15 protein-coding genes are annotated in these 18657 nt (G+C 60.7%); 12 read left to right on the forward strand and 3 right to left on the reverse strand.

Features of this window, described 5'->3' with window-relative positions; translation table 11 throughout:
* Positions 1-2: 2 nt before the first annotated feature.
* Entirely contained in the window at positions 3-935 is a 933-nt protein-coding gene (locus M0D65_RS23520) for a LysR substrate-binding domain-containing protein (RefSeq protein ID WP_266254794.1), read from the reverse strand.
* A 178-nt stretch (positions 936-1113) separates the two neighbouring features.
* Here M0D65_RS23520 and M0D65_RS23525 point away from each other — a divergent pair, with 178 nt between their 5' ends.
* From M0D65_RS23525 to M0D65_RS23535, 3 genes are read left to right on the forward strand one after another with little or no spacing between them, the layout of a single operon-like run.
* On the forward strand, positions 1114-2187 hold the full coding sequence (locus M0D65_RS23525; protein ID WP_266254795.1) for an aromatic ring-hydroxylating dioxygenase subunit alpha: 1074 nt from the start codon (positions 1114-1116) through the stop codon (positions 2185-2187).
* 1 nt (position 2188) lies between these two features.
* Positions 2189-3328 carry an FAD-binding oxidoreductase gene (locus M0D65_RS23530; protein WP_266254796.1) on the forward strand — a complete coding sequence of 380 codons (1140 nt, stop codon included), beginning with the start codon at positions 2189-2191 and terminating at the stop codon, positions 3326-3328.
* A 51-nt stretch (positions 3329-3379) separates the two neighbouring features.
* Positions 3380-4498, forward strand: a complete 1119-nt coding sequence (locus M0D65_RS23535; RefSeq protein ID WP_266254797.1) for a DUF2817 domain-containing protein — start codon at positions 3380-3382, stop codon at positions 4496-4498.
* 450 nt (positions 4499-4948) lie between these two features.
* Here the strand turns inward: M0D65_RS23535 and M0D65_RS23540 are convergent, their stop codons facing one another.
* Positions 4949-5854, reverse strand: coding sequence for a LysR family transcriptional regulator (locus tag M0D65_RS23540; RefSeq protein ID WP_266254798.1), 906 nt, complete (start codon positions 5852-5854; stop codon positions 4949-4951).
* A gap of 148 nt (positions 5855-6002) precedes the next feature.
* Here M0D65_RS23540 and M0D65_RS23545 point away from each other — a divergent pair, with 148 nt between their 5' ends.
* Together M0D65_RS23545 and M0D65_RS23550 are read left to right on the forward strand one after the other, a co-directional pair.
* Entirely contained in the window at positions 6003-7163 is a 1161-nt protein-coding gene (locus M0D65_RS23545; RefSeq protein WP_266254799.1) for a porin, read from the forward strand.
* A gap of 66 nt (positions 7164-7229) precedes the next feature.
* Positions 7230-9671, forward strand: coding sequence for a penicillin acylase family protein (locus M0D65_RS23550; protein WP_266254800.1), 2442 nt, complete (start codon positions 7230-7232; stop codon positions 9669-9671).
* A gap of 94 nt (positions 9672-9765) precedes the next feature.
* Here the strand turns inward: M0D65_RS23550 and M0D65_RS23555 are convergent, their stop codons facing one another.
* The gene (locus M0D65_RS23555) at positions 9766-10086 is read right to left on the reverse strand and encodes an NIPSNAP family protein (protein ID WP_266254801.1); all 321 of its coding nucleotides are present in this window, start codon (positions 10084-10086) and stop codon (positions 9766-9768) included.
* 160 nt (positions 10087-10246) lie between these two features.
* Between M0D65_RS23555 and M0D65_RS23560 the strand changes: the two genes are divergently transcribed.
* The 7 genes from M0D65_RS23560 to M0D65_RS23590 all read left to right on the forward strand — a co-directional run bounded on the left by M0D65_RS23560 (position 10247) and on the right by M0D65_RS23590 (position 18645).
* Positions 10247-10591, forward strand: a complete 345-nt coding sequence (locus M0D65_RS23560) for a DUF3088 domain-containing protein (RefSeq protein WP_266254802.1) — start codon at positions 10247-10249, stop codon at positions 10589-10591.
* 10 nt (positions 10592-10601) lie between these two features.
* Positions 10602-11594 (forward strand): succinylglutamate desuccinylase/aspartoacylase family protein, encoded by a 993-nt coding sequence (locus M0D65_RS23565; RefSeq protein WP_266254803.1) that lies wholly within the window; start codon positions 10602-10604, stop codon positions 11592-11594.
* A 278-nt stretch (positions 11595-11872) separates the two neighbouring features.
* Entirely contained in the window at positions 11873-12421 is a 549-nt protein-coding gene (locus M0D65_RS23570) for a GNAT family N-acetyltransferase (RefSeq protein ID WP_266254804.1), read from the forward strand.
* A 54-nt stretch (positions 12422-12475) separates the two neighbouring features.
* Positions 12476-13423: an ABC transporter substrate-binding protein gene (locus M0D65_RS23575; RefSeq protein WP_091016205.1), complete on the forward strand. Its 948-nt coding sequence runs from the start codon at positions 12476-12478 to the stop codon at positions 13421-13423.
* A 135-nt stretch (positions 13424-13558) separates the two neighbouring features.
* The gene (locus M0D65_RS23580; protein ID WP_266254805.1) at positions 13559-16111 is read left to right on the forward strand and encodes a TonB-dependent siderophore receptor; all 2553 of its coding nucleotides are present in this window, start codon (positions 13559-13561) and stop codon (positions 16109-16111) included.
* 168 nt (positions 16112-16279) lie between these two features.
* Positions 16280-17281, forward strand: coding sequence for an LLM class flavin-dependent oxidoreductase (locus M0D65_RS23585; RefSeq protein ID WP_266254807.1), 1002 nt, complete (start codon positions 16280-16282; stop codon positions 17279-17281).
* Positions 17282-17322: 41 nt separating this feature from the next.
* On the forward strand, positions 17323-18645 hold the full coding sequence (locus M0D65_RS23590) for an LLM class flavin-dependent oxidoreductase (RefSeq protein WP_266254808.1): 1323 nt from the start codon (positions 17323-17325) through the stop codon (positions 18643-18645).
* Positions 18646-18657 lie beyond the last annotated feature (12 nt).

Below are 18657 nucleotides of genomic sequence, written 5' to 3' on the forward strand. Positions count from 1 at the left end.
CGCTATTGCAGCATCGCGTCGTTGATCTGCTGTTGTTCTCGCGCACGCGTCAGTAGCCAGCGATGAAAGCTGCAGCATTGAGGCTGATCGAAAGCGCTTTTCTTCCACGTGAGGAAGTAAGGCCACGGCAACGGAAGCCCGAGTTTGAACGGTACGACGAGGCGACCGGCGGCGACGTCGTCGCAGATCATCGAAGACTGCGCTAGCGCGAAACCATGACCGTCGATGGCCGCCTGGATCGCGACGCTCGACAGCGAGTAGACATGCCGCGGGTTATGCAGCGCGCCGCAGTCGACACCGTTGGCCTCGAACCAGTCGCGCCACGAAGGCGGAGAAGTGAATTTCGGCAACCAGTCCACGGCGATCAAGGGATGCGGCAAGAGGTCCGCGGGCGCGGTGAGCGGCGCCTTGTCGCTGAGCCATGCTGGACTGCACACCGGCACGACACTGTCGCGAAAGAGTTCGATGGCGTTTTCGGCTTCCGCGATTCGGTCGCCGTAGCTGACACGAAAATCGATCTCATAGCCCTCGGGTGAAGGCTCCGTATGCGTGCCGTCGAGATAGACGCTCAATTCCGGATGCTGCGTTTGCCACGCCATGACACGCGGCGCGAGCCACTTCGAGAGCAGCGAAGGCAATGCACTGACGCTCAGATTGCGGACGTTTTTCGCGCGCTCTATTTCCGCGTGAGCGACGCGCAGGCTCTCGAAGGCGGCCGCACAGCTCTCGTGGTAGCGACGTCCAATGGTGGTGAGTCGCAGGCGCTTGCCGTCCTTTTGCATCAGGCTCATGCCGAGTGTGTCTTCGAGCAGCTTGATCTGCTGGCTGACGGCGCCGGCCGAAATGCCGAGACGTTTCGCGGCTTCTGCAACGCCGCCGCAGCGGCCCACGGCCTCGAAAACCTGCAACGCGCGCAGAGGGGGCAGCGTGCTCATGGCGATTCCTTCTTTGAGGAAGAGGGGCATTGTGAATGCATTGTGAGTTTAGAAATTCTAAAAGAACCGCCAGCTCCACACATCTATTCTTTAATGTTTCGGCCTCTTATTCTTTAGACATGCTCGATCGCGGGACCGCCAGGGCGCAGAACGAGTGAACCCACCGGAGGCAGCGCAGATGTTCTTGAAGAATGCATGGTACGTAGCAGCACGCGACCAGGACGTGACGCACAGCCTGTTGCCGGTCACGATTCTCGATGAGCCGATCGTGCTTTACCGCAAGACGGACGGCACGCCGGTCGCACTCGAAAACGCGTGCCCTCATCGCATGCTGCCGCTATCGATGGGACGCCTGATCGGCGACGAACTCGAATGCGGCTATCACGGGCTCACGTTTGACTGCTCCGGCACCTGTGTGAAAGCACCTGGCGCACAACGCATTCCCCCGTCTGCGCAAGTGCGTAGTTATCCGCTTGCCGAACGCTACGGTCTGGTGTGGATCTGGATGGGCGATGTGCAGGCAGCCGACCCGGATGAGATCGTGCAGATCGACGAGTGGGACGATCCGGCGTGGGGCATCAACCATGGCGATGCGATGACGGTGGATTGCCATTACCTGTATGTCACCGACAATCTGCTCGACCCGTCGCATGTGGCGTGGGTGCATCGCTCGTCGTTCGGCAACGCTGCGTGCGAAGCGGAGCCGTTGAAGACTGTCGTCGCCGGTAACGGCGTAACGGTGTCGCGCTGGATGCGCGATGTGGAGGTCGCGCCGTTCTACGCAAAGTTCGTCAAGTTTGCGGGGCACTGCGATCGCAAGCAGCATTACGAAGTGCGCTTTCCGTCGCACGCGATCATCAAGGCGATTTTCACGCCTGCTGGAACGGGCGGAGACGATGCGCCGCCGCATCCGCAAGTGTTCCTGATGAATTCGTATAACTTCATGACGCCGGTGAACGAATCGCAGACCCGCTACTTCTGGTTCCAGACCCGCAACTTCGATCCACATGACGAGGACGTTTCCCGTCAGTTCGATGAAGACGTGCGTCATGCGTTCGAGGAGGATCGCGCGGTGCTGACGGCCGTGCATCAAGGTATGGCGCGGCGGCGCAAACCGAATATCGATCTCGCGATCGATTCCGGGCCACTGCGTTTCCGCCGTGCGCTCGGCCAGATGATCGAGCGCGAACAGGCCGCGGGACCGGCGGCTGTGCCGGTGTATGTCGTCGGCCGGCAGCAAGCGGGAGGTTGAGGTGGTGCTGCCGGATGTGAGCGCATCGACGAGCGCAGTTCGTGGCTTTGAACGTTTTCGCGTGATTCGGCGGATTCAGGAGAGCGAGTCCATCGTATCGTTCGAACTGGTTCCTCTCGATGCCGCGCGCTCACTCGCGTTTATCGCGGGCCAGTTTGTCGCGGTACGCCTGACGATGCCGAAGGGCGACACGCTGCTGCGTCACTACAGCTTGTCCGGCGACCCGGCCGACACCACGCACTGGCGCATCTCCGTCAAACTCGAAAGCACACCGCCGGGACGCGGATCGAGCTGGCTTCATCAAAACATCGACGTGGGCGACGAGCTTGAACTGGCTGGACCAGCCGGGTCTTTCGTCTGCGCTGAAGACAGCGAGCGACCGGTAATTCTGTTGAGCGGCGGCGTGGGCGTGACGCCTTTGATCAGCATGCTGCATCGTCTGGCGCGGGGTTCATCAAGGCGTGTGTATTTCGTGCACGCTTGCGAAAACAGCGTCGTGCATGCGTTTGCCGACGAGGTCGACGCACTGGCCGCCGCACGTCCAGGCATCGCTGTCCATGTCTGCTATCGCAATCCGCTTGGCGGCGACGAGGCATGGGGCGCATGCGACAGCAAGGGCCTGTTGACGAAGGCGACCTTGCAGGCGCTGCTGCCGCTCGACGACTATGACGTCTATCTATGCGGGCCGCCGGGCTTCATGCAGGCGAACTGGCGGCTGCTGCGCGAGCTGGGCATCGCGCGCGAACGTATTCACTACGAGTTCTTCGGACCTGCAACGGTACTGGAAGACGAGGCGAGCGACTCACACAGCGTGGCGGCAAAGGAACCAGTCGCCGCACCTGTACCGGCGGTCGCAGCGGCTGACACGGGCATGGTCACCGTACGATTCGAGCCGCACAGCGACCCGATCCCCTGGGACCCGTCGTTTCATTCGCTGCTGGAGATGGCCGAGCATGCGGGCTATGCGCCGGCCTTCAATTGTCGAGCGGGTCTTTGCAATGCCTGCACGACTCCACTAGTGTCGGGCCGCGTTCACTATGTCGAAGATCCGCTCGCACCACCACCCGACGACGAGGTGCTGCTGTGTTGCACGCGGCCTGTCACACCGGTCACGCTGGCGATGAAATCATCGCCAGCGTGACGCCTGAGACCCGTACTGCAGAGGCACTGCAACTATCATGACGAGGACGAAATGAAATACGGCTTTCCAGATCAACCCGGGTTCGATCGGCAACGCACACAGTTTCTGCACGCGGCGCAGGCGTCGGGCGCTACGGTGACGTCTTATCCTCATCCGCTGAAGGGCCCCGATGGCGAGCTGCTGGCGACAGATGTCGCGTGGCTTGGCGAGCCGGACGCACGACGTGTGCTGATGGCGATTTCCGGCACGCATGGCATCGAAGGTTATTACGGGTCGACCTGTCAGAGCGAATGGCTGGCCGGATTCGCCGCACGCGACCTTCCGGATGGCGTCGCGGTGATGATGGTGCATCTGATCAACCCGTGGGGCACCGCGTGGGCGCGCCGCGTCAATGAAGACAACGTCGATCTGAATCGCAACTACGTTGACTTCGAGGCGGCCTTGCCGCGCAATCCGCGCTACGAAACGATTCACTCTATCTATACGTGCCGCGACTTCGATGGCCCGCAACGCCGGCATGCGGACGGGCTTCTGGCGGCGCAGATCGAGTCGATCGGTTGGGGCGAATATCAGGCGATTGTCGGAGCCGGTCAGTATGCGCATGCCGACGGACTGTTTTATGGCGGAGCACAGGCCACATGGTCGAACCGGACGCTACGGAGCATTGTCGAGCGCTTCCTCCGGCCTGCGCAGGTCGCCATTGCATTCGATCTGCACACCGGCGCGGGTGCCTATGGTCATCCGATGTTGATGGCGATTGCGCAAACGCGTTATGCCGCGCTTGCCGACGCCGAAGCGCTTTATGGAGGGTGGCTTTACACACTGCTCACGGGCGCGGACGCCGCGGTTAGCGACACCGGAGTTGTGGCGCGCGCCACGGGTTACACGTCGCAGGCCCTTCTCGACGCGCTGCCGGGCACTCATCTGATGCAACTCGTGATCGAATGCGGCGCGTATCCTGAAGCACGAGTGCATACCGCGTTACGCGACGATCACTGGCTCCATCTCTACGGCGATCCTGGCGACGCGCTCGGCAAGCGGATCAGCCAGACCCTGTTCGAATCGTTCATGCCCACCGACGAGGACTGGCGCGAGATTGCGTGGCAACGTACCCGGCAGGCGTGGGAGCGTGCGCTAAAGGCGCTGCATAACTCGTTTTCTGAGAGCTGACTTATTTGCTGATTAAATCGTATGGAGACTCTGCGAGAGCGCCGACATTGATAAGCGTATGGACTATCGCGGGAGCAGGGGATCAGTCTTGAGGACCGCCGTCAGTCGCTTCAGTTTTTTCATCTGCAGACGGTTCGCCCCATCGGTGTCACCCATGATCAGAATTCGTCTGTGCGGCGTCGAAACGTCGACTTTCTGACTATCGCGGGGGTGATAAAAAGCATGGATTCCTGAGAGCGCTCACCACTTCGCACGAGGGCGCGTGTCCGCTCCTGATCCTCGCGCTTCGCTGCGCGCAGAACCTCGTCCTGTAAGGCGTCGTCAGTTCGTTTTTCCATGATGGGCAGATCCGGGCGGTCGCTGGAGCGACATGGCGCGATTATACCGCCCGGCTGCTCTTACGTCAGCGCCCGCCCGAGCCTTGCTACGCTCAAGGAGCTCCGTCATCGGTCAGTCATCGAAATCCTGCTTCTGCGCCGCATCCTGCAGACACGAAATAAATCGCGCAATAGCCGGCGTCGGCAGCAGATCGCGCCGTGAAACGATCCCGAGATCGTAGGCGGGCATCGCTTCCTCGATGTTTGCCACATGCACGCCGAGTGGCGCCACCATCGTCGCGAGTTCCTTCGTGAAGCACCCGATCATGTCCGTCTGCGACACAAGCCCAAGCGCCACCGCAAACGACGACGGTGCATGCAGCACCCGTTTGGGAACCGGCAAGCCGTGCGCGGTGAACATCGTAGTCAGGAGACTATGAGAGAAATGATCGTAGCCGCCTGGGGCGATCCACTCCGCGTCGAGCAGGTCCTGTAACCGTCGCGCGTTTTCGAGCGGATGGCCGGTACGCATCCCGATGACGAACTTCGTCGAATACAGCGGCATTTGAACCAGATCGCTTTCGAGTTCGGGAATGTGGCGAATCGCTGCGATATCGATTTTTCCGGTGCGTAGTTGCGCGATCGCATCGAGCACCGTGATCTCCTGGAAATGCAGCCTGACGAGCGGCATGGCGCGGCGAAACGCTGCCGCAGCCTTCGGTAAAACGGTGAGTGCAATAGACGGCATGGTCCCGACGCTGACCCTGCCGGCCAGATCGCCCTTCACCTGTTCCACCGCCTCCAGCGTGCGTTGCATGTCGTTCAGCAACTGCTCGGCACGCGGCAATAGCGTACGCCCGCATTCAGTCAGTTCGATCCCGCGTATGCCGCGCGTCATCAGCTCCGCATTCAGCACGCTTTCCAGTTCGTGGATCGTCCGTGTGATCGCCGGCTGGGTCAATCCGAGTTCGCGCGCGGCGCCGCGCAGGCTGCCATGGTGGGCCGCCGCGACGAATGCCTGTAGCTGTTGAGGTTTCATAGGGTTAACGAGGGCGATAAGAGGCTGTGATCGGGATAAACAAAAAAACATCTTATTTGAAAAAATCGGCGCCGATATATTGGCGCCAATCTTCACATCACCACTTCCGATGTCCTATTCAACGTTCGATCCGGGCATGCCGACCACAATGAAAAAAACAGTCATCGCAATCGTCGCGCTGGGATTGCCGCTCGCGTTCGCTATTTCCGCGTATGGACAAAGCAGTGTGACGTTGTCGGGTGTCATCGATGAAGGCTTCGACATCACGAACAACACCAATCCGCACGGCGATCCTTTGTATCAGTTTCAGAGCGGCTATCTGCAGAGCAACATCGTCACGCTAGGCGGAATCGAAGATCTCGGTGACGGGAAGAAAATCACGTTCGTGATCAAGACGACTTTCGATGTGAACAACGGTCGGTCCGCACCCGGTCGCTCGTTTATTGGCTTCTCGGACGACAAGCGCGGGACGGTGACGGTGGGGCGTCAGTACGACTCGATTATCGACTATCTCGCGCCTACGACCGCCAACGGAAACTGGGGCGGCTGGCTGCTTTCACATCCGATGGACAACGACAATACGGACGGCTCGTTTCTCGTCAACAACGCGATCAAATACGCGAGCCCTGAGTTTGCCGGCTTCAAGTTTGGCGGCATGTACGCGTTCAGCAACGACACGAAATTCGCGAATGACCGTTTGTACAGTCTGGGCGCGCAATACCTGAACGGTCCGCTTCTTGTCGCCGCCGCCTACCTGCAGACCAATAATCCGGGCGCCGAGAACACCGGCGCGACGCCGGCCGGAAACGCCAGCTTCACGGCAGCGCGCCTGCGTATCTTCGGCGCGGGCATCAACTATACGATTGGTTCCGCGACACTCGGTTTCGTGTATTCGAATACCGATGTCCGCGATCCGGTGAGTTCGAGCTACCTGAGCGATCCGTCGGGCAATCCGCTGCCGTTGGCGATCGCCGGCGTCGCGATGAACCGCCTGAAATTCCAGAATCTCGAGGTCAACGGGATGTATCAGGTGACGCCGTTTTTCTTCGTCGGTGCGCAATATGTCTACACCCTGGTTGAAGGCGATGCGTCCGGGGCAAGTGTGAAACCGCGCTATCACACCGTCGGTTTGATGGCCGATTACATGCTGTCGAAGCGCACCGACATCTATGTGCAGGGCGCATACGAAAAGGTGACCGGCGACAGGACCGGCAACGTACTCGATAACGCCGCTATTCCAGGGGCAGGCGGGATCTCGTCGACGGCGAGTCAGCTCGCGTTCCGCACGGGGATTCGCCACAAATTCTGAACCGCATGAAACAGCTGGCGTACGAGACCGATGCGCTTTCCAATAACCAGAATTTCAGAAGATCTCATGAATCGTACATTCGCCATTTCTCTGCTGTTTGCTTCCTCGGCCCTCGCCACCGGTTGTGCGCAGCCGCCCCGGCCCGATCCGATTGTGGCTCAACAGGTGCGTATCGATCGCGATGCCATGGGGGTGCCGCATGTCTTCGGCAAGACGTCGGCGGCAGTGATGTTCGGCGCGGGTTATGCCGAAGCACAGGACCGGCTCGCCGATATGGAAACGTTTCGCCGTCGCGCATTGGGACGTACGGCCGAGATACTCGGTGCATCGGCGGTTCAGTCGGACATTATTTCGCTCGACCGCAAACTCGACAGCGCCGAGTTGATGCGGATGTATCGCGCGATCCCGCCCGAGCACCAGCGCATGATGCAGGCCTATGTCGACGGTATTAACCGCGTAATCGACGAAATCGACCGCGACCCGGAGCACAAGACGCCTTATGAATTTACGCGCTGGGGTGTGAAGCCGGAGCATTGGACGCTGCTCGATTTTCTCTCGATGGCGGCAGGTTTCCCTCGCGATCGCGGCGGTTTCGAATTGCAGAATCTGGCTTTCTACAATGCCATGGTGACGCGTTATGGCGAAACCAAGGGACGCGAGATATTCGACGACGTGGTGCCCGTGAGCGATCCCGATTCGCCGACCGCGATCCCCGCAGGTGACGATCTCGCACCGGTACGCCCGTTGCCGAAGGCAACCTATCTGACGCTGGCTTCGACACAGGAGGGCATACCGCCCACGGCCGCACCCGCACCCAGCAACAACCACAGCCGATGCCTCGTGATTGGCCCGCAGCGTTCCGCGAGCGGCAAGGTGTTGATGCTGGAATCGACGGCGGACGGCCCGGAGATTCATCTTCATGGCGGTGGTTTCGACAGCGCGGGTTTCACCATGCCGTCGTGGGGCATTCCGATCATGGGACGCGGCCCGAATCACGGCTGGCTCGTCACCTCCGGCCAGGAAGATACGACGGATACCTTCGCCGAACGGCTCAATCCACTCGATCCTCACCAATACTGGTACCAGGGCAAGTGGCAGCAGATGGACGTGCACAACGAAACGATCGTGGTCAAAGGCGCTGCGCCTGTCGATCACGAAGTCGCGCGCACGATACACGGCACGGTCGTCAGCTGGGATAAAGCGCATGGCGTGGCGTATACGCAGCGTTTCGCGGAACGCGGCCACGAACTCGACAACTGGGTGGCAGTCGTCGAGATGCAGCGCGCACACACGCTCGCCGATTTCGAAAGCAAGGGAATCGCGCGACTCTCCACCGATTTCGGTGTGTGCTATGGCGACGATACCGGCCAGATCGGTTTCTGGGAGACGGGCCTGCAGCCGAAGCGCGCGCCCGGTGCCGATCCGCGCCTGCCGACGCCAGGCACCGGCGACTATGAATGGCAGGGTTTCCTGTCGCTCGCCGAGCGGCCGCATATGCTCAATCCGAAGCAGGGGTATATCCACAGCTGGAACAGCAAGGCGACGACGTGGTCGCGCGAGGGGGACGAAGGGCGATTCGGCGCAACCTTCCGCACGTGGTTGGGCAATCGTCTGGGCGCGTCGTCCTCGTCGACTACGTTGCTCGACATGGAAGACTACAACGGGCAAATCTGGAATGCGTTTGGTGCGCGCGACCGGACCCTGACGTCGCCTGATTTCTTTGCACCGTTCCTGAAGGCGGCGGCCGCCGAGGCGCATGACGCGCAGATCTCGCAGGCCGTGGACCTGATGGTTTCGTGGAACGGTCTCTACCAGGATCGCGACGGTGACGGTTACTACGACAACCCCGGTCTGACGCTGTTCCGGACATGGCTGGAGGTTGCGCCGAAAATGATCTTCGACCACGCGATCGGCAACACGTGGAAGACGATCGATGACGATCGCTATCTGAAGTATCAGACGAGCTTGTTGTATCGCACGTTGCAAGGTCCGCAAGCGGGGTTGCCGGTGAAGTTCGATTACTTCGACGGTCGTCCGCGCGACGCGGTGGTGGCCGACACGATCCGCCAGACCATCGAGTTGACGCGCAAGAAATTTCCAGGTCGCCCGATGGAGGCCTGGCGTATGCCCATCTACTGGAAATACTTTACCGACGCGGCCGACGACCCGGCGCGCCCTTCGCTTCCCGACGATGATGAGCGTAGCAGTACGACGTGGGCCGAACTCGGTCTCGGACCGAAGATGGTGCCGTTGAACGGAGGTGAGGAATGGACCGGACTCATGGAACTCGGTGGCGGTCACCCGGTGCTATATACCGTTACCGAGGCCGGCGGACAGAATCAGTTCATCGATCCGTCTGGACATGGCACGCCTCATCTCACGGACCAGGTGCAGATGCATGCACAGAACCATCTCAAACCTATCGACCTCGGGCCGGAAGATAGCCAGCGCAATATCCGTTCTTCGGTGACGCTCGAGTATGGTGGGGCAGGCTCGACGCTGCCCTGACATCGTAAGGCGAGGGCGACGCGCGCAATGGGTTATCTACACATTGCGCGCGTCGCGTTGCGTTACCTCGCCTCGCAGGATCAATTTCCGTTCATTACTTGAGCGGCGAGAAATCGGTTGGCCGCACGATGCGCGATTCCATCTTGAGGAAGATATCGAGCGCTTTCACCTTGCGACCGAACTCCTGCCAGCGGCTATCGGCCGCCATCCGGTCGCGCCGCTCGATGCGGTCGTCGAGACCCTGATAGCCCCAGATATGCACGACCTCGCTCAGATTGCCGATCTCGGTGGTGAAGAAGCCGATCAGCTCGCCGAGATATTCCTGCTGGATCGGCAAGCCCTCGCTTTTGTATAAGGCGATCCATTCGGCGGCGCGTTGCGGTTTGAACGTGTAGGTGCGGATTTCGTAAAGCATGGTTGTCTCCGTGACGCAGGGGTATGAACAGGGCAAGATTAGCGCGAATGCGTGCCGCTAAGTTACCGCCCGCATATCGTTGTGCCGATTTATTCGTGGCGCAATGCAAGGCAAGAGATGAGAATCGTTCGGTTCATCACCTTCCGGAGTGCCGCCTGTCATGAGCCGAGACCTTCTTTTACTGCTTGAACCGGGGTTTGTCGATCCGAAGTATCCGGGCGAACGCTTCATTTGCCCACACGGCGCACCGATCGAGGGACTGCTTGCGAGCGATCCCGCGAAGACCGCCAGCCTCGACATTCAGCGTTTGCCGTTTGCGCGTCCGCGCGAGGTGGTCGTCAAGGCGCTCGATGCGGACCATCAGGGACTGCCGGTGTTGATACTCGGCGACGAGGCACCCGTGCCCGCCGATGCACAGACGCTAGGCGACAAGCGTTTCGTCACGGACACCAACCGCATTCTTGCATTGCTCGCCGAGCGCCACGGGTTTCCGAAAATCCACTGACACGCCACGCATGACCACCATCCACAACGAAATCGACCTCGATGCCGATGGGCGTCACGTCGGTTATCTGCGTCTGCCGTATTCGGTTCATCGTTCCGCGTACGGATGGATTCCGATTCCGATCGCGTCGATCCGCAACGGCGACGGCCCCGTCGTGCTGCTCATGGGCGGCAATCATGGCGACGAGTACGAAGGGCAGGTGCTCGTTTCCAGCCTGATCCGCGAGATCGAGCCGCAATGGGTGCGCGGGCAACTCATCTTCCTGCCGATGGCGAATTTCCCTGCTGCAGCCGCGGGCCTGAGGACATCGCCGCTCGACGGCGGCAATCTGAACCGCAGTTTCCCCGGCGATTCGCACGGCTCGCCGACTGCGGCGATCGCCGACTATATCGAACATACGTTGCTCGCCCGCTCGCAGTATCTGATCGACATCCACTCGGGCGGCAGTTCGCTTCTCTACGATGGCGCCAATATGCTGGCTATCGCGCCACGCGATCCCGACGAAGAGAGCCGGCTTAAGGCGCTGCTCGCTGCATTTGGATTGCCGCGCGCGTTTCTGCATCCGCCGAATCCGGTTCATGCGGCAACCGCGGCACGTCGTCAAGGCGCGATCTCGATCCTGACAGAACTGGGTGGCGGCGGGACCGTGCAGGCACGTCTACTGCACGACGCGCGACGTGGCTTGTTGAATCTGCTCGGTTTCATCGGGCTTCTGAGCGGACCGCTCGTGCCCGATGGCCCGCCTGCGCAGACTCGCTTCTTCACGGTGTCCGGCTCGCGCCATTACGTCTACGCGTACGATCGCGGCGTGTACGAGCCGCTAGTCGAGCTGGGCGAGCAGGTCGTCGCGGGTCAGGCCGCTGCACGGATTCACTTCCCCGATACGCCGCTACGCGAACCGGTTATTACGTACTTCGCGGCCGCTGGCGAGGTTGTCTGCAAACGCGTGCCTGCCGCGGTTGAACGTGGCGACTGCCTGTTCCATCTTGCCGAACCTGTTTAGGCGCGATACGAAATAGGTCGACGGCCAATATCGCGGCGATTTCCATGTTTTATTCGCGGGTGAATGGCGCGATTAATAACGCGACTAATGACTTTGCAAAATCGTAAGCACGGCGTGAATTAAGTATGCGGAATTCACGTCATAACGATACGCAAATTGTTTGGTTCGATCCTCATTAGTCGCCTGCTATCTTGGATCTGGTTCGACAGAGCTTGAGGTCGGACGCAATAGCGACTCCACGATACGATCAACGGGAGCGGGCGCGCTCCCCATCCGCCATGACCTACGAAATCATTGATACCACTCTGCTGGATCCCGTTGCACGGCCTCTACTGGATGCGCTCGAAATCGAATACGCAACCCGTTATCGCGAGTTTCGTCCGGACAGTTCTGCTTCGGCGAGTGAAGAAATGGCGCGTTATCCCGCCGAGTTATTCGCACCGCCCGAAGGTGCTTTCATCGTCGTCGTACTCGATGGAGAGACGGTCGGTGGCGGCGCATTCAAGCGCTATGACGCGACGACTGCGGAGCTCAAGCGTATCTGGACCCATGCGAGTCAGCGCCGTCAGGGGCTCGCTCGTCGCGTCGTGCAGGAACTCGAGGCGCGTGCGTTGCGGCAGGGATATCGCCGCGTTTATCTGACCACGGGCTTCAAGCAGCCTGAAGCAACCGAACTCTATCTCAACGCGGGCTATGAGCCGCTGTTCGATCGTTCGATCGCCCCCGAGGTCCATTTCCGTCTGCCGTTCGGCAAGGATCTGCTGGAACCGGGGCGCACCGATTCATTGGAGGATCTGATTCAGCACGAACCGCTTGGCGTTCGCTAACCACGCATGCAACGCAGCGAATAAACGGTTTATTTCAACGGGGCACAACAAGACATGAAGCAAGGTCGGCATATTCTTTCGGCAGTAGCCGGAACGCTGTTCGCACTGGCGATCGGCGTAGCAGGCACAGTATGGGCAGCGAACACCACCACCTTCAATCTGAGCCCGGATCAGCACGACCGTGTGCGTACCACACCGGACGCGACAGCAATCAAGGGCGTACCTGCTGCATTTCCGTTCGCTGAAAAGGGCGAACTGGTTGTCGGTATGACACTGGGGGCACCTCCGCTCGGTACCTATGCGACCGATGCGAAGACGGCAGTGGGTTTCGATCCGGATCTCGCACAGTTGGTCGCCGACGGCCTGGGGCGCAAGCTGAAAATCGTCGCGCTCGCGTGGGCAGACTGGCCGCTCGCGCTGCAATCGGGCAAGGTCGATGCGGTGCTGTCGAACGTAACCGTGACCGAGGAACGTAAAGAGAAATTCGACTTCTCGACTTATCGGCGCGACGTGATCGGATTCTATGTAACCGATTCGAGCCCGATCAAGTCGATCCGCGAACCGAAGGACGTCGCCGGGCTGCGCGTCATTACAGACTCGGGCACGAACCAGGAAAAGATCCTGCTCGAATGGGACCGGCAGAATGTCGCGCATGGGCTGAAGCCGGTGCAGGTTCAGTACTACGACGACCTCGCCGTACGGAGTCTGGCGCTGAGCTCTGGCCGTGCCGACCTGATTCTGAGCGTCAACTCGTCACTCGCCTATGAGGCTGCGCAGAAAGGCCAGATACGCGCGGTCGGCGCGATCAGCGGGGGCTGGCCGATTCTCGCCGATGTCGCGATTACGACGCGCAAGGGCAGTGGGCTTGCCGCACCGCTCACGCTGCTGCTGAACAACCTCATCAGCAGCGGGAAATACACACAGGTACTCGATCGCTGGAGTCTGGGCAGCGAAGCGATCGATCAGGCGAGGACGAACCCGCCAGGGTTGCCAAAGAGTTAAGTCAGCCAGCTAAGCCAGCCGCGCGGACGTCAGTCCGCCGCATCTCGCAGTCAATACCGGGAAGGCACGATCCACACTGCTCCTGGTGAGCGGTGGGGGAAGTGCTGTGTTCGCCGACCATCAACGGGGCAGTCGATGCGCAGGAACAGCGGAAAGAATCAGATCGGTCACACCGACACAGGGGTTCGCAGGACGATGATATCGGTCGCCGCATTGGCGATCACATGCAACGGCACGGCGTGGGCACAGAGCGCGACTGCGACTGCGTTGGCGCCGGTGCAGGTGAGCGGTGCCACGGCCGCTGCAACGGCAGCGACAGGAACGCAGCCCGCGCAAACATCCGCCGCGCCGACCAGGCAGCCCGCACTGCAGCTTGCGTCGAGGCAGGCCGGTGCGACCAGTGTCGTACTGCAGGATGCCGTGGTCGTAACCGGCACGCGTACGAGCACGAAGGCGAGCCAGAGCCTCACACCGATCGATGTGATCAGCGCGGCGCAGTTGCAGGCCACCGGGCAGAGCAACCTGCGGGACGCGCTCGTCAAACTATCGTCATCGATCACGCGTGAGACCTATGCCGGCGATACGGCGCAACTGACCGACGCGCTGTCGCTACATGGCCTCACACCGGACCACGTGCTGGTATTGATCAACGGCAAGCGCCGTCATACCACGGCGAATATCGCGCTGGACGGCGGCCTGAACCAGGGGTCGACCGGCGTCGATATCGACATGATCCCGGTTGGCCTCATCGATCACATCGAAGTCCTGCGTGACGGTGCGTCGGCGCAGTACGGTTCGGATGCGATTGCCGGCGTGATCAACATCATCCTGAAGACTAAAACGCATGGCGGATCGCTGGAGACCACGAACGGCCAGACCTATGCGGGCGATGGCTTCAAGAACGGCGAGTCGGCCAGTCTCGGCCTGAATCTCGGCGATCAGGGCTACCTCGATCTCGCAGCGGAATACGACCGTCAGAATCACACGGTGCGCACCGGTCCCGACGATTACTTCGGAACCTTCGCGCCCGGGCACGGCTACTACAACCCGATCGAAGGTAATCCGGCCAGCACGCGCGAGTCGGTCGGTTTCAATGCTGGCTACCACCTGAACGACGACGTCGAACTGTATGGCTTTGGGACCTATGCGCATCGCGATGCACAGGCCTATCAGAACTACCGTCCACCTTCAGTGCTTCCACAGGTTTATCCAGGCGGCTTCGTCCCGACGGAGACAGTCAGCGAGAACGACTACTCGATTACTTCCGGTATCAAAGGCCAGCAGAACCTGTTTGGCTGGTCGTGGGATCTGAGCACGACCTATGGCGGCGACCATGAGCGCATCGGCATGGACAACTCGGCCAACACCGGGTTGTTCGCCGCGCAAGGCAATACGCCGACCAGCTTCCACCTCGCAACGGTCAGCAACACGCAACTGACGAACAACCTCGACTTCTCGCGTGCGTTCAATATTCCGCTGCTGCCGGCGCCGGTGAATGTGTCGGTTGGCGTCGAGCAACGACGCGAGACCTACAGCGTAGGCGCGGGTGACGAAGCGTCGTATCTGGACGGCGGTGCGCAGGCGCTGCCGGGTCTTGCACCCGTCAGCGCGAGCGACAACTCGCGCAACGTGCTCGGCACCTACATCGACCTGTCCACTCATCTCACACCGAAGTGGACCGTCGATCTGGCAGGTCGCTTCGAACACTACAGCGATGTCGGCGATACGACGAACGGCAAGGTCTCGACGCGCTACGACTTCACACCGCAGATCGCGGTGCGCGGCAGTGTGAGTAGCGGATTCCGTGCGCCGTCGCTCGCCGAGGAGTACTACAGCAACGTAAGCGAATCGCCGGCGTCGGTCTTCGGCCTGCTCGCGGCCAATTCGGCGGCGGCAAAGCTGATCGGCGCGCAGCCGCTGAAACCGGAGGAGTCGACCAACTACAACGTCGGCCTCGTACTGACGCCAACCAAAGACCTGCATCTGACGATCGATGCGTACCAGATCGACATCCGCAACCGGATTGTCGAAGGCGGCACCGCATCAGGCGCGTCCGCGATCGCAGCGATGGAGGCCGCGGGGTTGTCGGTGCCGGGCACGATCCCGGCTTCAGCGGTGTCGGCGAGCTACTTCACGAACGGTGCGAGCACGCGCACTCGTGGCATCGACCTGTCGGGCACCTGGCATACCAGTTTTGGCGTTTATGGCCAGGTGGACTGGGATCTTGGCGTGAACCTGAACACGACCTCGGTCACGCAGGTGGCCACCGGCGCGAACGGCCAGCCGGAACTCAATGCGCAGCAGATCGGCTGGCTGAGCACGTCGACGCCGAAGAACAAGATCATCGTCGGCGGCACGTGGCATCTCGACAAGTGGGGCGTGAGTCTGCACGAGACGCGCTTTGGTCCGACCTCGAGCGAGCAGACCTACATTGTCGGACCCAACGCATTTTCGACGACGCAGTTCATTCACTTCCAGAATGCGGCGAAGTACATCACCGACGTCGAGGTCCGTTACGACGTGACGAAGAAGTTCGAGATCGCCGTGGGCGCGAACAACCTCTTCAACGTGTATCCGAACAAGTTGCCGTATGAAGCGCAACTCGAAGGCGGGCATTACGACGCCTATGCCTCGACGATCGGCGAGGACGGTGGCTTCTATTACCTGCGGGCACGCTATGTTTTCTAGGCGTGTTCCAGGCATGTTCTAAGCGTTGCGTGGTTCCCGTCATATGCATAGCAATATTTGCTCGAACGATGCCGCGTTTCGCTAGCGATAATGGAACGAACGGGTGTCGCCCGACAAATTCCCCCAACTCTTTCCTACGTGCCTTCCGGTGCGGCGGCAGGTATCGATATGTCTTATTCCCTTTCGATTCTCGACAAAAGTCCGATTGCAGAAGGAACGAGTGCGCACGATGCATTGCGCTTCACGATCCGGCTCGCCCAGCGCGCAGAAGCCTTGGGTTATCAGCGTTACTGGATCGCCGAGCATCATGGCTCGTCGGCGCTGGCAAGCTCCGCGCCGGAGATCGTCGTATCGCATCTGCTTGCGCATACGTCGCGTATAAGAGTCGGCTCCGGTGGCGTGATGCTTCAGCATTACAGCCCGTTTAAGGTGGCCGAATCGTTCCGGGTGCTGGCGTCCCTCGCGCCGGGTCGCGTCGACCTTGGCATCGGCAAGGCGCCGGGCGGATTGCCGCCAACCACGCGTGCGCTGCAGTGGTTTCACGACAAGACAAAGAAGCCCGATTTCGCTCACCAGCTCGAAGAACTCGATGCGTTCCTGAAAGCAGGCGTGGCTGTCGATCATCCTCTGGCAGGCGCAGTTGCATTGCCTACGCCGCCTGAAGCACCGCAAGGCATCCTGCTCGGTGGTAGTCCCGAAAGCGCCGCGCTTGCCGCGAAACATGGCTGGCAGTTCTGTTATGCCGGTCACTTTAATGGCGATAGCGACAACATCGAACGTTCGATTGACGTGTATCGCAACGCGACGGGGCACACGCCGCTGCTCGCGCTCTTTGCGTTTGCCGCGCAATCGAAAGCTGAAGCGCAACGTCATGTCGGTCCACTGCGCATTTTCAAGTTGCGGCTTGCCACGGGGCAGAGCGTCAATCTGCCGAGTCCCGAAGCCGCAGCCGAGTTCGCGCGGCAAACCGGCGTGACCGACTACCGGCTCGACGAACTGCATCCGCACGTCATAACCGGTACACCGGATGAAGTGCATCAGGAACTCGACGCCTTGCACGAACGCTTCGGCATCGAGGAATTCGTCATCGACATTCCCGTAGCGGACTACGCGCTGCGCCTCGCTGCGGTTGAAGCGCTGGCTGTTGCACAACAGCCGGCGCGCGTCTGATCTTTCCGCTTCTTACTCTCTTTCGTTTACCGGACCCCATCATGACCCAGCGAAACCTCACTTTCGGCATCATGCTGCACGGCGCAGGCGGTCACATGAATTCCTGGAAGCATCCCGCCGGACCCGCCGATGCCAGCGTGAACCTCGATTTCGTCACCGGTATCGCGCAGAAGGCCGAGGCGAACGGTGTGGCGTTCGCGTTCGTGGCAGACGGCCTGTATATCAACGACAAGTCGATTCCGCACTTCCTGAACCGCTTCGAACCGATCTCGATCCTGTCGGCGCTGGCTGCCTCGACGTCGAAGATCGGTCTGGCAGGCACGCTGTCGACGTCGTACAGCCACCCGTTTACGGTGGCGCGACAGTTCGCGTCGCTCGACCTGATTAGCGGTGGACGGGCAGGGTGGAACGTCGTGACTTCGCCGCTGGAGGGTTCCGCGAAGAACTACGGCGGCGAGCATCCCGATCACGAACTGCGCTACGAAATCGCCGACGAATATCTGGAAGTCGTGCAGGGACTCTGGGACAGCTGGGACGACGGCGCATTCGTGCGCGATCGCGAAGGCGGACGTTTCTTCGATCGCGAGAAACTGCATACACTCGACCACAAGGGGCGGTTCTTCGAAGTGGCCGGGCCGATCAACATCCAGCGTTCGCCGCAGGGGCAGCCGGTGATCTTCCAGGCGGGGTCGTCGGATTCCGGAATCGCGCTCGCGGGTAAGTACGCCGATGCGGTGTTCACTCACTCGCCTTCGCTCGAAGAAACGCGCGCGTTCGCAGAGAGTGTGCGGCAGAGCGCGGTGGAACACGGGCGTCTCGCCACCGACGTAAAGATTTTCCCGGGCATCGGCCCGATTGTCGGTGCAACGATAGCCGAGGCTGAAGCGAAGTATCGGGTGATCCGCGATCTGCTTACCGTCGATGAAGCGCTCGCGTATCTGGGCCGCTTCTTCGAACATCACGACTTTACGCAATACCCGCTCGACGCACCGTTCCCGGATCTCGGCGATCTCGGCAAGAACAGTTTCCGTTCGACGACCGACCGTATCAAGGCCGAGGCGCAGAAGAAAGGCTCGACGTTGCGCGAAGTCGCACTGGAAGTGGCGACACCGAAGACGCAGTTCATCGGCACAGGCGAGCAGATTGCAGACGAGCTGATCCGCTGGTTCGATGCGGATGCGGCCGATGGTTTCATCCTCGGTTTTCCGGTGCAGGCCGAAGGTTTCGACGATTTCGTCCGCTACGTGATTCCGGCACTCGAGGCGCGCGGCCGTTATAGCCGCACGCTGGCCGGAACGACGCTGCGCGATCACCTCGGGCTGCCGCGACGCGTGAGCCGCTACGCAACTGCAGAAACGGCGTAACCGACAGTTCGC

The organism is Paraburkholderia sp. CHISQ3, assembly GCF_030464945.1.
Classification (GTDB): domain Bacteria; phylum Pseudomonadota; class Gammaproteobacteria; order Burkholderiales; family Burkholderiaceae; genus Paraburkholderia; species Paraburkholderia megapolitana.

Coding starts and splice junctions, on each gene's coding strand:
- M0D65_RS23520 (WP_266254794.1), bottom strand. CDS start 935: ATGAGCACGCTGCCCCCTCTGCGCGCGTTGCAGGTTTTCGAGGCCGTG.
- M0D65_RS23525 (WP_266254795.1), top strand. CDS start 1,114: ATGTTCTTGAAGAATGCATGGTACGTAGCAGCACGCGACCAGGACGTG.
- M0D65_RS23535 (WP_266254797.1), top strand. CDS start 3,380: ATGAAATACGGCTTTCCAGATCAACCCGGGTTCGATCGGCAACGCACA.
- M0D65_RS23540 (WP_266254798.1), bottom strand. CDS start 5,854: ATGAAACCTCAACAGCTACAGGCATTCGTCGCGGCGGCCCACCATGGC.
- M0D65_RS23545 (WP_266254799.1), top strand. CDS start 6,003: ATGAAAAAAACAGTCATCGCAATCGTCGCGCTGGGATTGCCGCTCGCG.
- M0D65_RS23550 (WP_266254800.1), top strand. CDS start 7,230: ATGAATCGTACATTCGCCATTTCTCTGCTGTTTGCTTCCTCGGCCCTC.
- M0D65_RS23555 (WP_266254801.1), bottom strand. CDS start 10,086: ATGCTTTACGAAATCCGCACCTACACGTTCAAACCGCAACGCGCCGCC.
- M0D65_RS23560 (WP_266254802.1), top strand. CDS start 10,247: ATGAGCCGAGACCTTCTTTTACTGCTTGAACCGGGGTTTGTCGATCCG.
- M0D65_RS23565 (WP_266254803.1), top strand. CDS start 10,602: ATGACCACCATCCACAACGAAATCGACCTCGATGCCGATGGGCGTCAC.
- M0D65_RS23570 (WP_266254804.1), top strand. CDS start 11,873: ATGACCTACGAAATCATTGATACCACTCTGCTGGATCCCGTTGCACGG.
- M0D65_RS23575 (WP_091016205.1), top strand. CDS start 12,476: ATGAAGCAAGGTCGGCATATTCTTTCGGCAGTAGCCGGAACGCTGTTC.
- M0D65_RS23580 (WP_266254805.1), top strand. CDS start 13,559: ATGCGCAGGAACAGCGGAAAGAATCAGATCGGTCACACCGACACAGGG.
- M0D65_RS23585 (WP_266254807.1), top strand. CDS start 16,280: ATGTCTTATTCCCTTTCGATTCTCGACAAAAGTCCGATTGCAGAAGGA.
- M0D65_RS23590 (WP_266254808.1), top strand. CDS start 17,323: ATGACCCAGCGAAACCTCACTTTCGGCATCATGCTGCACGGCGCAGGC.